General features: G+C 60.0%; 8 protein-coding genes. 1 reads left to right on the top strand and 7 read right to left on the bottom strand.

The genetic code is table 11. The features are described 5' to 3' along the window. Positions 1–107: 107 nt before the first annotated feature. From ACFSR7_RS26115 to ACFSR7_RS26105, 3 genes are all read right to left on the bottom strand, one after another. Positions 108–1,673 carry an ABC transporter substrate-binding protein gene (locus ACFSR7_RS26115; protein WP_378166692.1) on the bottom strand — a complete coding sequence of 522 codons (1,566 nt, stop codon included), beginning with the start codon at positions 1,671–1,673 and terminating at the stop codon, positions 108–110. A gap of 136 nt (positions 1,674–1,809) precedes the next feature. Further along, positions 1,810–2,766 carry a carbohydrate ABC transporter permease gene (locus ACFSR7_RS26110; RefSeq protein WP_378166690.1) on the bottom strand — a complete coding sequence of 319 codons (957 nt, stop codon included), beginning with the start codon at positions 2,764–2,766 and terminating at the stop codon, positions 1,810–1,812. A gap of 13 nt (positions 2,767–2,779) precedes the next feature. Next, entirely contained in the window at positions 2,780–3,697 is a 918-nt protein-coding gene (locus ACFSR7_RS26105) for an ABC transporter permease (protein ID WP_378166688.1), read from the bottom strand. 327 nt (positions 3,698–4,024) lie between these two features. On the opposite strand from ACFSR7_RS26105, the gene ACFSR7_RS26100 reads away from it, so the two are divergent. After that, positions 4,025–4,636 carry a hypothetical protein gene (locus tag ACFSR7_RS26100; protein WP_378166686.1) on the top strand — a complete coding sequence of 204 codons (612 nt, stop codon included), beginning with the start codon at positions 4,025–4,027 and terminating at the stop codon, positions 4,634–4,636. 192 nt (positions 4,637–4,828) lie between these two features. On the opposite strand, the gene ACFSR7_RS26095 is transcribed toward ACFSR7_RS26100, so the two are convergent. The 4 genes from ACFSR7_RS26095 to ACFSR7_RS26080 all read right to left on the bottom strand — a co-directional run bounded on the left by ACFSR7_RS26095 (position 4,829) and on the right by ACFSR7_RS26080 (position 15,906). Continuing rightward, on the bottom strand, positions 4,829–6,334 hold the full coding sequence (locus ACFSR7_RS26095; protein ID WP_378166684.1) for an ABC transporter substrate-binding protein: 1,506 nt from the start codon (positions 6,332–6,334) through the stop codon (positions 4,829–4,831). 177 nt (positions 6,335–6,511) lie between these two features. Further along, positions 6,512–8,266 carry a DUF4091 domain-containing protein gene (locus ACFSR7_RS26090; RefSeq protein WP_378166682.1) on the bottom strand — a complete coding sequence of 585 codons (1,755 nt, stop codon included), beginning with the start codon at positions 8,264–8,266 and terminating at the stop codon, positions 6,512–6,514. Between the two features lie 115 nt (positions 8,267–8,381). Beyond that, a complete protein-coding gene (locus ACFSR7_RS26085; RefSeq protein WP_378166681.1) occupies positions 8,382–14,498 on the bottom strand; it encodes a DUF4962 domain-containing protein in 6,117 nt (2,038 codons plus the stop codon). Positions 14,499–14,637: 139 nt separating this feature from the next. After that, entirely contained in the window at positions 14,638–15,906 is a 1,269-nt protein-coding gene (locus ACFSR7_RS26080; RefSeq protein ID WP_378166679.1) for a Gfo/Idh/MocA family protein, read from the bottom strand. Between the last annotated feature and the right edge of the window lie 2 nt (positions 15,907–15,908).

Below are 15,908 nucleotides of genomic sequence, written 5' to 3'. Positions count from 1 at the left end.
CGGGTCGCTCCCATGATTCGTTTCTCTCTATGTACCAATGAAAATAGACGGGGCGAGCCCTGTCTATTTTCTAGGTCTGTCATTCGATTCGATGGCTCATCCGATGCTTAGCCCTTGCCGTTCGCGGCCAGCCATTCGTTCAGCTGCTTTTGCTTTTCGGCGCGGATCGTTTCGACGCCGGCCTTTTTCAGCTTATCCTCGTAGATCGGCAGATACTTCGCCGGATCGAGCGTGCCGGTGCCGAGCGAGGCGCCGTATTCTTCCTTGACCGCGTTCACGTTGGCGATCTCCGTCTTGACCGGTTCCGTGTTGAAGACAAAGCCCGTGTAAGGCGAGACGTACGCTTCGTCGTTCACTTTGATCGTCTGCTCGATCTTGTCGGCCGGAGCGCCTTCAGGCAGGTATTCGTTGGTGATGTTGCCGAAAATCCAGTCCGTGTTCGTGAAGTAGCCTGCATCCTGATTGATCTTGATGTAGTCGCCCGTCGTCTTCACGTAGTGCTTGCCCTCGATGCCGTAAACGAGCGTGTTGTACAGCTCCTTGTCGGTGTTGACGAGCTCGAGGAACATCATCGCGCGCTCCGGATTTTTGGACGTGCGGCTGATGGCGTTCATCGTGCTGGCTGCGCCCGTGAACGTGGACTGTGCCAGCGGCGCGAGCACGACGTCGTATCCGCCGTCGGAGACCTTGAACTCGACCTCGGAGCCCGGCTTGCCCGTCACGTCGAACCAGACGGCCGTCGTTCCTTTGTTGTAGGCGTCGGCTGCGGACTTCAGCGTCGCGGCATCCTCCATGATGTAGCCTTTCGAGTACCAGGAATGCGCGAGCTCGTAGCTATGCTTCAGTTCGTCCGTGACGTCCGGCAGGACAGTATGCGTCGTATCGTCCCTGTACACTTCGACCCGGTTGTCGATGTTGTACATCAGACCCGAGTAGAAGCCCCTGGTCGTGCCGAACGGCGTGATGCCCGGCTCGCCGTCCTTGATTTGCTTCAGGAATGGTTCGATGTCGTCGATCTTCTTGATCGTGCTGATATCCAGGTTGTATTTGTCCACGAACCGCTTCTGGAGCACGAGCGAAGGGCGGCTGGCCGAGACCTGGAAGTTCGGCACGGCGTAGATCTTGCCGTCCAGCGTGGCGTCGTCCCAGAACTTCTTTTGCATCGAATCGTACAGCTTCTGCCCGCTGGACTTCAGCAGGTCGTCGAGCGGCAGGAATACGCCCTTCTTCTGGTTCGTATCGAACTTGAACAGCCAGTTGGAGGTCCAGATGATGTCGATCTTCTCGCTGGCCGCCGTCGTCGTATTCATCTTCTGCTCGTAGGTGCCGAAGTCGATCGGCATGAGCTTGATCGTCGCATTGATTTTTTCTTTCGTGATCTTGTTGACCGCATCGTTGACGAGCTTCAGGTCGGCGTTCGCCGCGTTTTGCGGATAGTACCAGGTCAGCTCTACGGGCTCAAGCTCGCTGCTAGCCGAAGGCGACGCGCTGTCCGAAGCCGGCGCCGACGCCGACGCTGTGGAGCTGGCGTTGCCGGAAGCGGCGGCGCTCGGCGATGCGTCCGTATTGTTGTTGGAATTGCCGCAGCCTGCAGCCGTGAGCGCAGCCGCCAGCGAGATCGACGTGAGAAGCGTAGTCCGGAATTTAAATTTGCTGCTGTTTGTTTTTTGCAACGTGAACCCTCCCGAGAAATGTTGGATGATGATGATGCCTATCGATAGATTAAAGGCCGCCGCGCAACCGTACCGCCTTCACCGCCTTTCCGAGCGCCTTTAATGGGACATCCCGCTAACCGGTATTCGGTATTGCTCAACCCTTAATGGCGCCTACGGTCAAACCTTTGACGAAGAAACGCTGGAAGAACGGGAAAACGATTAACATCGGACCCGCGGACAGGATGGCGATCGCGAATTTGGCCGCCGTCTTCGGGAAGTTCGCCAGATTGAAGTTGGACATGACGAGCGCGAACTCGGGCCGCGAAGTAATAAAGTCGAGCGAGTTCATCGTCCGCACCAGCAGCAGCTGCAGCGGCACCAGTCGCTCGTTGTCGATGAACAGCAGCGCATTAAACCATTCGTTCCAATAGTTGAACATGATGAACAAACCGAGTGTCGCGAGCGACGGTTTAGACAACGGCAGGATCAGTTGTACGAAGATTCGCCATTCCCGCGCGCCCTCCACCTTGGCGGACTCGATGATTTCGAACGGAATTTTGGACATGAAGCCCTTCATGATGAGCACGTAGAACGGACTGAGCATCCCCGGCACGATCAGCGCCCAGATCGTATCCTTCAAGTGCAGATACTGCGTGACCAGAATGTAAAACGGGACGAGCCCGCCGCCGAACAGCATCGTGAAGAAGACGTAGAAGGAGGTTGGCCGCACCAGACCGTAATCTCTTCTGGAGAGCGTGTAGCCCATGCTTGCCGTCAGGATCAGGCTCAGGATCGTGCCGACGACGGCGACGAAGATCGTCACGCCGTAAGCGCGCAGGATCGCGTCCGGCGACTTGAAGAAGTATTCGTAAGCCGCAAAGGAGAATTTATCCGGAATCATCCGGTACCCATGATGCAAAATCGAGTTTTCGTCCGTCAGCGACACGATGATCACGAGCGCTAACGGCACGAGCATGCTAAGCGTGATCAGGATAAAGATGAGATGAATGATCAGCGTCGACCACTTGAAGGAAGACTTTTTGGCAGTCGTGGACTTGGCGGTCGTGGTCTTCGCGGACATAGACTTCGCGGGCATAGAATTGGCAGGCATGGAGCTGTCCTCCTTAGAACAAGGAATTTTCTTCGTTGATTTTGCGGACCGTGTAATTCGCGGCTACGACGAGCACGAGACCGACCACCGATTGATAGAGACCGACGGCGGAAGCCATGCTGACGTCCCCGAGCTCGCTGAGCGCCCGATAAATATAGGTGTCGATAATGTCCGTCGTGGCGTACGTCATGCCGTTATTGTTCGGAATGAAGTAGTGCAGGCCGAAGTCCCCACGGAACATATTGCCGATGCTCATGATCAGAAGAATGATGATAAGCGGGGTCAACTGGGGAAGCGTGACGTTGGTAATCATCTGCCAGCGCTTGGCACCGTCGATCTTGGCCGCCTCGTACAGCTCTGCGTCGATGCCGAGGATGCCGGCGAAGTACACGAGCGCCGAGAATCCGATCGCCTTCCACAGATGGACCGCATTGAGAATGTAGGGCCAGACGTTGGCTTTGAAGTACCATTGGACCCGGTCGAACCCGAGTCCCTCCAGCCAGCCGTTCAGGAAGCCGTTCTGGTGATCGAGGAACGCCATCGTGATGTAGCTGACGACGACCCACGACAGGAAGAAAGGCAGGATCATCGCCGTCTGGTAAATCTTCAGCCATTTCTTGGCGACTTCGTGGAGCAATATGGCCACAGCCAGCGAGAATACGGTCGTCATGAGCATATAGCCCAAGTTGTACAGCACCGTGTTCCGCGTGATCCGAAAGGCATTTTCGCTCTCGAACAGGAACTTGAAGTTTTTGAAGCCGACCCATTCGCTTCCCAGGATCCCCTTGTCGTACACGTAGTTTTTGAAGGCGATAATGACACCGAACATCGGGACATACGACATGACGAAAATGTAGATGATCGCGGGAAGCGAGAAAATAAACAATTCGCCGTTCCTGCTTACAAACTTTAAAAACTTGCCGCGTTTCATATCGGCCGGCGTCCTCCTTGCTGCTTGGATTTGCGTCTTGCGCCTTGCTCATGCCTTGACGATATCGCCGTTTCGGGGCCAAAGAAAGTGAAGAAATCGTACTTTACTCTCCGCCGGAGTGCGCGATTTGCTTTTTTCTGCCCGATTCCGCGCACGCGGCGGCCATACGAAAAAAGCCGCAAAACGGACGGGAAGAATTCCCGTCGTTCGCGGCTGGGGCAGCGTATGAATAGGGCTTGCGCGGGGCTACTGTAACGTGGCAATAAACGCTTATGGCGGCGGAGGGCGAGGCTTCGGCAGAAATAATACCGGCGGGCGGATATAGCGATGTGCTACATCGTTATTGCGCGGGAAAACAGCCGGCGGGCGGCTATAGCGATGTGCTACATCGTTATTTCACGGGAAAACAGCCGGCGGGCGGCTATAGCGATGTGCCACATCGTTATTGCGCAGGAAAACAGCCGGCGGGCGACTATAGCGATGTGCCACATCGTTATTTCGCGGGAAAACAGCCGGCGGGCGGATATAGCGATGTGGCACATCGTTATTGCGCAGGAAAACAGCCGGCGGGCGGATATAGCGATGCGGCACATCGTTATTGCGCAGGAAAACAGCCAGCGGGCGGCTATAGCGATGTGCCACATCGTTATTTCACGGGAAAATAGCCGGCGGGCGGATATAGCGATGTGCTACATCGTTATTGCGCAGGAAAACAGCCGGCGGGCGGCTATAGCGATGTGCTACATCGTTATTTCGTCAAATACTGGTACTTGGAATGAAATAGCGATGCGACACATCACTATTTTGCAAAAAGTCGGGATTGAGGCAGGCATATCGGAAGTTTGTTCTGCTATCGCGCCGCAGAGGCATCGTTCGAGCAGGCATAGCGGAAGTTTGTTCCGCTATCGCGCCTCAGAGGCATCGTTCGAGCAGGCATAGCGGAAGTTTGTTCCGCTATCGCGCCGCAGAGGCACCGTTCGAGCAGGCATAGCGGAAGTTTGTTCCGCTATCGTGCCGCGAAGGCGTCGTTCGGGCAGGCATAGCGGAAGTTTGTTCCGCTATCGTGCCGCGAAGACGTCGTTCGAGCAGGCATAGCGGAAGTTTGTTCCGCATTGCATCGCAGGTCCGCTGCTACTTCTCCCCCTTCGCCTTCAGCCACGCGTCCAGCTGCTTCTGCTTCTCCTGGACGATCACGCCGGAGCCCGCCTTCGCGAGCTTGTCTTCGTATTCCGTCAGGAAGCGCGCCGGGTCGACCGTGCCCGTAGCGAGGGCGGAATAGTATTCGTCGTTGACGGCTCGCACGTTCGCGATCTCGGTCTTGACCGGGTCCGAATTGAACTCGAACCCTTCGAAGGCGGAGACGGACGCCTCTTCATTCGCCTTGACCGTCTGCTCGATCTTGTCGGGCGGGGAGCCCTCTGGCAAATATTCGCCTCGGATATCGCCGAACACCCAGTCCGTATTCGTAAAATAACCGCCGTCCGGATTTATTTTAATGAAATTGCCGGTCGTTTTCGTATAGTGCTTGCCTTCGATGCCGTACACGAGCAGGTTGTACAGCGGCTTGTCCGCGTTCACCAGATTCAGCAGCATGACCGCCCGATCCGGATGGGCCGACGTTCGGCCGATCGCGTTCATCGAATTGCCCGCGCCGACGAAGGCCGATCCCGTCAGCGGCACCAATTGCACGTCGAAGCCGCCGTCCGCCGCCTTGTACTCGACCTCGGAGCCCGGCTTGCCCGTAATATCGAACCATACCGCCGTGTTTCCTTTATTGTAGGCATCCGCCGCATCCTTAAGCGTAGCGGCGTCTTCATTGATGTAACCCTTCGTGTACCAATCATGCATCATCGTAAAATTGGCCCGCATCTCCGGCGTCACGTCCGGAAGCACGGTCGGCGTCGGATCGTTCCGGTAGACGGGCACGATCCAGTCGATGCCGTAAAGCAGATTCGTGTAAAAGCCTTTGGTCGTGCCGAACGGCACGATACCGGGCTCGTTTTCCTTGATCCGTTTCAGAAAGGGCTCGATGTCTTCAATCCGCATGATCTTGGAGACGTCCAGCTTGTATTTATCGATAAAGCGCTTCTGAATGACGAGACTCGGTCGCATCGCGGCGATCTGATAGTTCGGGACCGCGTATTGCTGCCCGCCCAGCTTCCCGCCGTTCCAGTATTTCTCGTCCATGGAGGCGAGCAGTTGCCCGCCGTATTGGCCAAGGAGGTCGTCGATCGGCTGGAACACGCCTTTTTTTGCATTGGTCGTCCATTGGAACAGCCAGTTGGACGTCCAGACGATGTCCATCTGCTCGCCGGAAGCGACGATCGTGTTCAGCTTCTGCTCGTAATTGGCAAAATCGATCGGGCGCAGGTCGACGGTGGCGTTCAGCTTCGCGCGAGTGATTTCATTTACCCCGTCGTTCACGAGCCGTTGGTCGGAATTAGACTGGTATTGCGGATAATACCAGATCAGACTGACAGGTTCGAGCCCCGACGCCGCACTGCCCGCCGAGCCGCCGGCCGCATCTCCTCTTCCGCCGCCTCCGGCGCATCCGGCCAGACATGCCGCGCCTGTCGCGAAGACGACGAACAAAAAAGCCAACCGGCGCCAAATCCCGCGTTCTATCGCTTTATACAAGCGCAATCGCCCCTTGCTGCCGTTTTATCCGGATGATGTATGCCACGATCGTTTACTTCTATATCAATATAGCAATTCGACCGTCTAGATGAACATACAAAAGCGCAAGATGTCCCGGCGCGATTGTGCCGTGAAATTTGGCAAGCCGGTCGCCGGAACAGCCAAGGTCAGCCTGGGTCAGTCTTTCGTTCTGTCCGACAGCTCGGTAAGCAGCTCCGCGATCAGGCCGTCGTAATCGGCTTCGTCGAGCGAGATCAGCTCCTCGATCCGCCGCCTGGCGTCCCGGTGCAGGTCAGCCGGGCTCTCCCAACGGATGACGCTGCGCATGCGCGAATCGAGCCGCTCGCGGTCGCCGCCCTCCCGGACGTAACGCGCGATAATCTCGTAGTCCCGAATTCCCTTCTGCAGCAGCTTGTAACGCAGGCTCAGCAGCGGACGGCCGTCCCGGCCCGGGTAGACGAAGTTGGTATCGCCTGCCGGGAAAAACGGATGGTGATACGAGATTTTGCGAAGCGGATCGGTCGGCCATACCGTGTAGTTCCAGCGCAGGAAGCCGTCCAGCCCGAGCTGCCGGACGATCCAGGGGATGGCGCGTGCCTCCAGCAGATGGGAGTTGATAAAGGTGTTGGGATGCTTGACGTCGCAGGCGACATAGTAAAGCGTACGTCCCGTCTTGCCATCTCGCATGGCCTGAATCTGCGCAAGCTCCTGCCCTGCGCAATCGAGGATCGGCACATGATCCACAATGCCTTCCTCCGCCATAAACGATGCGTGCGCGATCGCGGCCTTATATTGGAAGGAAGGGGCCATCTTGCGCATGGCGCCGAGACGTTGGCGGAACAAGGGAAGGTCCGAAGGCTCGTCCGCCAGCACCCGTACCTTGTCAATCCAACCCCGGTCGATAAAGTGCCGCTCCAGCGCGACGACGTACGCTTCGAACTCGCTCCGCTGCCGGATGAAGCGGTACGTGCCGCTGGCTTCGTCACGGTACCGGATGCGTACGGCATCCGGATGATCCGCAATGATGCCGCCGTAGCCCGCATCCTCGATCACCCAAATGTTCAGCAAGCCGAACACCTCGATCTCGTCCGCGATGCTATACTTCATGCACAGCTCCACGTAGCGGTCGAGCGCGCGGAAATCGTAATCCCACGACCCGTCGGCAAGTTTGGCCACCTGTACGATGCTGTACTCGAACAAGTTGGCCGGATCGATCCGGTCGTAGCAGGAAGCCTGGCCGGACCAAGGAATTTCCGAGACGACCAGCGAGATCGCCTTCTGTCCCAGCGCCGCGAGCGAAGCGACGTAAGGTTCGATCGCCTCAAAATGGTTGTCGCTCCACAGCTCGGCGTCGTACTTGCGCGCAATATTCGAATTATGCTGCCACAGATCCAGATAAAACGTATTTTCCGCAGGCGCGCCCAGGATCACGTCATGTACGACGATCTCGAACTGCAGGGTAGCCTCTACCCGCTCATCCTCGAACATCCGTCGGCGATAGACCGTAATCTCCGTGCGATAGACGCCAGGCGCCGCATCCGCGCCGATCTCCGTCTCGATCCACACCGGCTGCATCCGCCGTTTGTCCACCCGGAGCGAGGTCTGCCGCAGGAGAATATCCGATTTGAGCTGCCGGTCGTCGTCCTCGACGAGGCCGACCAGGCTCGCACGGACGCTGCCGTCCGCGAGCCCGGGCACCTTCGCGCTCACGCGCAGGACGTCGATCGGTCCGCGCTCGTCGAACGCGGCATCCTCGCCGACGCAAACAAGCAACTCCTCGTCCGCGTAAATCAGCAGCTGCGCGGCTGCCCGGTCGCGGCGCCCGCAGGCCAGCGTGACGGTGCGTTCCGGATCGAACGGCACCTCGTACTTGTGGTAAACGCCGAATACGTATTTGTAGCTGTCCGGGGCGAGCCCCATGATGATGTTCATTGCCAGTTCTCCTTTAATACAGCATGCAGACGGCGCGTGGCGCGCCGTCTGCATCGTCGTGATGTTTGTTTAACGGAAGTCTTACGTTAAGTTGCGGTTCATTGCGTTGCGCCGATCAGGCATCCGCAGGTTCAAGATTGAGCGTCGGCTGCTCTTCGCCCGCCTGCAACTCGTCGCCGTATACGGCGTCCGGAACTGATGTCGCCTCTTCGCTCGCCGGCTCTGCCGCCTCGGCGGAAGCCGCGTACGAGAGCGCGTCGTTCGTATTGTACAGGACGAACTTGTCGAGCGTGTACTTGCCCGTGAACCGCTGCGCGGTAAACCGGAACAGCTCGAAGCCCTTGACGACGTTGTTCGGATCCATGAACGGAATGTTCGTCACGCGGTAGATGCCCGTAGCGGTATCCAGCGTGCCGCCGGCCGTGACCGAACCGCCGTAGGTCTTGAGCGAATTCGCCTGCACGGTCAGCGTGTAAGTCTTGGCCGTAAAGTTAAAGTCGAAGCGCAGCGTCACCCACTCGTCGGCCGGCTGCTTGTAGACGTTGTAGTCCGTCAGGCGGACGAACGTCGGCGTCCCGTTCACCAGCTTCTGATAGCCGAGCCCGCCGTCGGAAAAGCCCACGAACTCGCCGAAAATCTTGCCGTTGCCGGCCAGATCGATCAAGTAGTGGCCGATGTTGCTGTTCAGCTTGGAGAACTGCACGCGCGTCTCCAGCGTCACCAGTCCGTTAATGCTGCTCGTCGTGCGCTGCATGATCGGCGACGAAGCGTAGGCGTCCGTCGACGGATCGTAATTGTCGATCGCCTGCAATCCCTTGCCGCCGAGATCGCTCAGCGGAACGGCTTGCACGGATGTGCCGCCGGTCTTGGTGTAGGTCCAGCCCGCGCCGTTCGAGACTTCGCCGGTCGGCCACGTATCGAACGAATCGTACACCATTTTGCCTGTCGCCGGCAGCGTGACGGTCAGCGTCGGTCCGTCTCCGGACTCGCCGCCCGCGGCGTTTTTCGCCTGAACGCGGAACGTGTACGTCGCGCCAGGCGTCAGGTCGGCCACGTCGAGCGTCGTGCCCGTCGCGGTCCCCGCCGGCACGGCAGCCGACGAGTCTTGCGACCGGTACACCGTATAGGAGGCGACTTGACCGGAGCTCGCCGTCGCCGGATTCCAGACCAGACGCACGGCGTTCGTGAAGGTCAGGTCGGCGCTCAGCGCGGCCGTCCCGCTCCAGGTCGGCGCGCCTGCCAGCGTCAGGACCAGGCTTCTGGATTCTGCGGAAGTTTTGTCGCTCTGGTCGACGGCCCGGATCGCGAACGTATACGCGGAGCCGACCGTCAGTCCCGTCAGCGTCGCGGTATTCACGTTTGCCGGTACCGTCGTTTTCAGCGTGCCGTTCTGATAGATCGCGTAGCTCTTCACCGCCGGATCGGTCGAAGCATCCCAGGCAAGCGTCGCCGACGTATCGATCTGGGACGCCAGACGCAGCTTAGGCGCCGGAAGGCTCTGCGCGATCGTCGCCGTCGGATAAACGGCCAGATAGTCGAACGTATACTTGCCCGTGTACCGCTGGGCGGAGAAGCGGAACATCTCGAAGCCGACGAGCGTCGCGCTCGTATCGAGGAACGGAATGCCCAAGACGCGGTACGTCCCGGTCGCGCGATCGAGCTGGCCGCCCGCGACGAGCGTGCCGCCGTAGTCCTTGAGTCCGTCCTCCTGAACGGTCAGATCGTACGTCTTGGCGGCGAAGTCGATGTCGTAGCGGATCGTCATCCATTTATCCTTCGGTTGCTGGTATCCATCCGCCAGACGAACGTTCGTGGAGACGCCGTTAATGAGCTTCTGGAAGCCGATGCCGCCGTCCGAGAACCCGACGAAACCGGCGAAAATCTTGCCGTTGCCGCTCAGGTCGATCAGATAGTTCCCGACGTCGTGGTTCACCTTCGAGAACATCGTCCGCGTCTCGACGGTCAGCTTGCCGCCGGTATTGGCGATGATCTTGCGCATGACCGGCGACGATGCGTACTGGTCCTCCGCCGGAAAATAGTTGTCGACCGCGACCAGGCCGTTGCCGCCTTCGGGCAGCGCTGCGGCTTGGACCGACGTTCCGCCTGTTTTCGTAAAGGACCATCCGCTGATATCGGCGACCTCGCCCGTCGTCCAGTTGTCGAACGTATCGTACACCGGGATGGCAACGGACGACGGCAGCGTCGCGGTCACGTCGGGGCCGTTGGTCGTGGCGTTGTTCTGATTATCCTTGGCTTCGACCTTGAACGTATAGGTACCGCCCGCTTGCAAGGACATGACGTCGAAAGTCGTGCTCTTCGTCGTGCCGACCGGCAGCAATGCAGCGCCGTTCACGCGGTAAATCTGGTATTCGCTCACCTTCCCGGCATTGTCTACGGCCGGCTCCCAGGAGAGCCGCACCATCTGGTTGGACAGAAACCGGGTATGCACCGCGGCATCCGCGCTCCATACCGGCGGCGTCGTATCCACCGTCTGGATGACAAGCGGCGCCGAGCCCGGGGCTCTGAACGAGCGGTTGCCGCTCGTATCGACGGCTGTCGCGCGGAAGGCGTACGACACGCCGGAAGACAGGCCCGTGATCGTGGCCGTGTTCGTGCCGAACGGAACCGTCAGCTTTTTAACGCCGTCCATCTCGATCTCGTATTCCTTGACGGCCACGTTGTCCGTGGACGCATCCCAGCCGATCGTGATCTGGCCGTCCGCCTGGGACACTTCGTGCACGTTGGCCGGCGCGGATGGACGAAGCTCATCGCTGCCGACCTTGACGAGGCCGATCCAATCCAGGTTCACCCCGCCGAGCGAGTGGAACATCGTCAGGTCGACGACGCCTGCGGACAGCTGCACGCCCGTCTTGACCCGCAGCCCGCGCCACTGCTCGGCCGTCGTGCCGAAGCTCTCGGTCTTCGGCAGCTTAAAGTACTTGATCTCGTCGCCGAGCTTCACGTAGCGGACCGAATCCGTATCCGCGGTCGTCAGATCCCAACCCGCCACGTACTTCACGACGAGGTCGTAGGTGCCGTCCTCCGGCACGTTCAGCTTCCACTTGAGCGATACGCCGAACTGGTCCCAGTTGCTGACGCCCTTGCCGTTCGAGAGGAACGGGCGCGTATCGTAAATCGTCGGCTGCTTGGTACCGTTCCACTGCGTGAACGACTCGGCTTCCTGCCATTCGATGCCGACCGTCTGGCGCGTCTGCTCCGGATCCTGGTACTGCTCCGTCTGCAGCGGCGCGCCCGACCCGAGGTTTTTCAGCTTCAGCGTGCCCGTGGCGCCCTTCAGCAGGACGGAAGCGTTGGCGTCGATGAGCCCGCTCGCGATCTTCCCGTATTTCTGGAACGAGAAGCCTGCCGGCGCGCTTTCCACTTCATAGAAGCCTTGCGCGTTGGACAGCTGCCCCCAGGCGACGCTGTCGCCGTTCACGTCGCGGTACGCTTGCAGCGTCACCGATCCGGCGACGCCGTCAATCTCGGTTTGCAGCGTGACCGGCGCGAGCGGGCCCGGCATCGGGGCGGCGTTCAGCTTGAAAGCGCGCTGCCCCTTTTCTACGTGCATCGTGAGCTTGTTGCTCGCGAAGGACCATTGGACGCCGCGGTTGTTCAGCCCGCCTTCGACCGTGCCGCCGGAAGGAATCGCATTGCCGGTGTCCGCGTCGCGTACCGCGGTCAGACCCGTGGCGGCCAGCGTTACTTGAACGTCGGCCTGCGCGGAGACGGACAATTGATCGCTGCCGTAAGAGACCGTCGCCGCGGAATCGCTCTCGATGAGCGTCGTGCCGTTCTTGACGAGCTTGGTGCCGACGACGAGCAGCGCCGAATTGCCCTTGACCGCGGCGGCCGCGCCGTCGAACTGCACGCCGTCGGCGCCGGTGTCGACCAGGCCGCTGTCGGTTTTGCGGACATAGACCGTCGTGCCGTCTTCGAACGCGAGCTTCAGATAGGTCGCGTATTCGGTCGACGTTACGTTCGCAGGCGCTTCGCCGCGTTTGTACGGCGCCAGCGTCGCGACCATCTTCGCTTGGTTCTCGCGCGGCGTGATGAAGGCCGCGTGAATCTGCGATTTGCCCGCGAAGTTACCCGTCGGCGGATAGGATACGCCGTCCGGTCCGAGGTACTGCGTCTCGTAGGTCGTGCGGTAGCTCTGGGCCTCCTGGCCGTAGAATTGCACCTTCAGGTTCGCGTCGCCCTTGGCGATCGTGGCGCCCTTGCCGGTTGGGTCGAGGACCAGGTTGTCGTCGGCGTGCAGGTTCCACTCGAACTCGGAGCCGCCGTCTCTGGTCGTCGCCAGATCGTCGATGACGACGTAGACGGACGGACGCACGTAGATGATATGGCGAACCGCCTTCGACAATCCGCCCGCGTAAGCCTGGGTCGCGTCGCCGCTCGTCGCGTCGAAGTCCGGGCTCGTCACGAAGCCGAGCACTTTGCCGTCCGCCGAGATGTTGTCGTTGGCTTGGCCTTTGCGTCCGTCGAACGTGATCGCGTTAGCAGAGTATGTCTGCCGCGTGAAGTTGGAATGATGCTTGCTGCCGTAAAAATCGTAGTAGCCGGCCTTGACGGCCAGGGACTCGCCGAATGCGTTCAACACGAAGCTGTTCTGGTCGGACATGGTGTGGTTGTAGGTGCCGTACGGGCTCGACCGGAAGTACAGCGACGTGCGGTCGGTCTCGTACAGCTCCGAATGCATGGCGACCGCGCCGGTATCCGGGAACCAGATCCCTTTCGGCAGGTCGACCGGCGGCTGGCTGCCCACGTCGTCGGCCCGGTAGAAATAATCGGTCAGGCCGGTCGACTTGGCGCCGATCGCCTCGGCCTCCCACTTCAGCCGCGAGTCGTCGTAAATATCGGCCATCCTGGTCAGCAGGCTCACGCTTGCCGCGCCCGGCGTATATTGCGAGTCGTCGCCGAACACGCCGATCGGGCTGCCGTGCGGGAACATGTACAGCGGGTACAGGCCCTCGTTGCGCGAGAAGGCTTTGTCGTACAGATTGATCGCGCCCGAGCTCAGCAGCACGTCCATTAATTCCTTGTTGGAGCCGGACGACCACTGCCAGTATCCCGTGCCTTGCGACCAGGAGCCGTCTTCGCCGCCCCACGGCGGCAGCACGTTGATGAACAGCGGCACGGACAGTTTATACCAGTTCGTCGCTTCCGGCATGTCGTTCAGCATCGCGGTCGCGATGATGCCGATATAGCCGACGATCGTCCAGCCGTGAGAGTCGTAAGGGAATTTGTAAAACCCTTGGTTGCTCAGGTAGTTTTGGACGAGCGTATCCGTCCGTGTCTTGATCATGGTCCGGAGGGTCGTCTTGTCGCTCTCCGACAGCAGATCGTAGAGCCAGTCGTACGCGATCGCCGAGCGGTAGGCGATGGCGCGGTGCACCTGGTCGTGAATCCGGTAGCTCGTCGCGCCGTTCGGATTCCAGGACGCGAGATTGAGCAGCAGCGTTTTGGCGCGGCTGCCGTACGTGCTGTTGCCGGTCACGAGATAGAGGAACGACGCGTTCATCATGTCGGTCATCGCGGTTTCGGCGTAGCCTTTGAGCACCCCTTGGGCGGCGACGTACTCGTCGCTGTTCGTCGGCACTTCGTTGTTCATGTAAGGGAAGGTCGGGTCGGCCGGCAGCGGCTTGCTCGCGCTGGCGTTATAGGCGGTCACCGTCTGATCGAACACCGTCTTGGAGTTGCCCGTCAGCCGAAGGTTGCGGAAAGCGGTCAGCTCGGCCGGCGTGGTCCAGACGCGCGGATGCGCGGTCGAGACGCCGCTCATGATCGTCTCGACCGGCGGCACCGCGAACGGCACGTTGTCCTGGTCGATCCGGAACTTGCGGGTCGTGCTCCAATCGGACCAGGCGCCGCTCGTCTGATGGTAGCGGACGCGCCAGTACCAGGTGCCGGCATCGAACGTTACGGGAAAGTTGTAGTAGTTGAACAAAATCGCATCGTTCTCGTGCGCGACCGTCGCGAAGGATGTATCGCGGCTGACCTGGAGATCGTACTTGTCCGCTCCGGTTACGAACGGCCAGCTGAAATCGGGCGGGTTCTGCGTGGTGACGAGGGAATCCGTCGGCCGGAAAGGCATGTTCGTGCCGCCGAGCACGTTCGCGGGCCAACCGGAGTCGGCGGCCGCGGCATGCGGCGCCCCGCTTGCGGGCCACAGATTCAATAAGCCAAGCAGCATCGTCAGAGCCAATACAATTGCGGTTTGCTTTTTCAATTTCCCGTACATCGTCACTACACTTCATCCCTTTCGATTCCGATTTTTTTCGACTCCGCTTTCGATACCCATTCCTGTAAGCGTTTTCCTTTTCGACTCGTCGAACGGACGTCTCCCCGCAGAGAGCCGCCGCTCGATATTAAACGCTAACGGATGCCATCAGATCCCGAATTGGAATCGTCTTGCGCTCCAGTCTGGACTTCTCGGCCGCGAACGCCATCATATGGCTCTGGACCGAGACGTCGGCCGAAGACAGGCTGTCTCCGCTCCCCTCCCCTCGCACGAGTCGCGTGAAGTCGCGCATAATGCCCAGGTCACCGCCGCCGTGATTCAGCCCGGTGGACGCCAGATCGATCGTCTCCACGCGTCCCGTCTTAAAGTCGGAAATCTCGATGGTGTTTTTAGCCATATGGGCGCGCAGTTGTCCGCGGGTTCCCATAATCTTGAGCGTGCGGCCCCCGTCCGTCGTGAAGGCGGTCATCGTGAACGTCGCCGTGATGCCGTTGGCGAATTCCATCGCGACGACCTGATGATCGACGACGTCGTTGTCGCAGCGGTAGACGCATCTGCCGTAAGGGCCGGTGCGCAGCGCCTCCAGCACGCCCTCCATGCTCGTATCGTGGCTGATCGCGCCGCGAAGGATGCGCGCCGATACCTCGTCCGCGTTGTTCAGGTAAATATCCGGCGCGTAATACGCACATTCGTCGCTGACCGGGCAGCCGTCCAGACAGCGGTACGGGGCGCCGGCCGGCGCGTTTTCTTCCTTAAAATGCCGCAGACCGCCGTAGGAAGACAGCGAGGCGCAGTCCGCGCCGGCCAGCCAGACCAGAATATCGAGATCGTGGCAGCTCTTGGCCAGGATCATCGGATTGGACTCGTCAGCTCTGCGCCAGTTGCCTCTGACGAAGCTGTGCGCCTGATGCCAGTAGCCCACGTTCTCGATCATGTCGATCGTGACCGGATCGCCGATCCGCCCTTCGTCGAGCAATCGCTTGACGGTCGAAAAGAACGGCGTGTAACGGAGAACGTGGCAGATAGCGAAAACCCGGTCCGTGCGCTCCGCGTATTGGCCGAGCCTCGCGCATTCGCCGGGGTCGTTGGACATCGGCTTTTCGAGCAGCACGTGGTAGCCGAGAGTGAGCGCCTGGACGGCCGGTTCGTAATGCATCCGGTCCTGCGTGCAGATGAGAACGGCGTCCGCGACGGGAGGCCCGGCGAGCAGCGCCTCCCAGCTGTCGAAGCGCATGGACGGGTCGATGCCGTGCCGATCGGCGAACGCCTCGCGCCGGATCGGATCGGGCTCCGCCACGGCGGTAATCCGCAGCTCCCCGGGCTCATCAAGCGCGTACTGCGCGTATTCCCTGCCTCTTCCACCGGCGCCGATGACGGCAGCCGTAACGGTTTTCATGA

The sequence above is a fragment of the Cohnella sp. GCM10020058 genome (assembly GCF_042683485.1).
In the GTDB taxonomy this organism is placed as follows: Bacteria; Bacillota; Bacilli; order Paenibacillales; family Paenibacillaceae; genus Cohnella.
The sequence above is the reverse complement of the archived record's forward strand: the minus strand, read 5'-3'. Positions and strand labels throughout refer to the sequence as shown.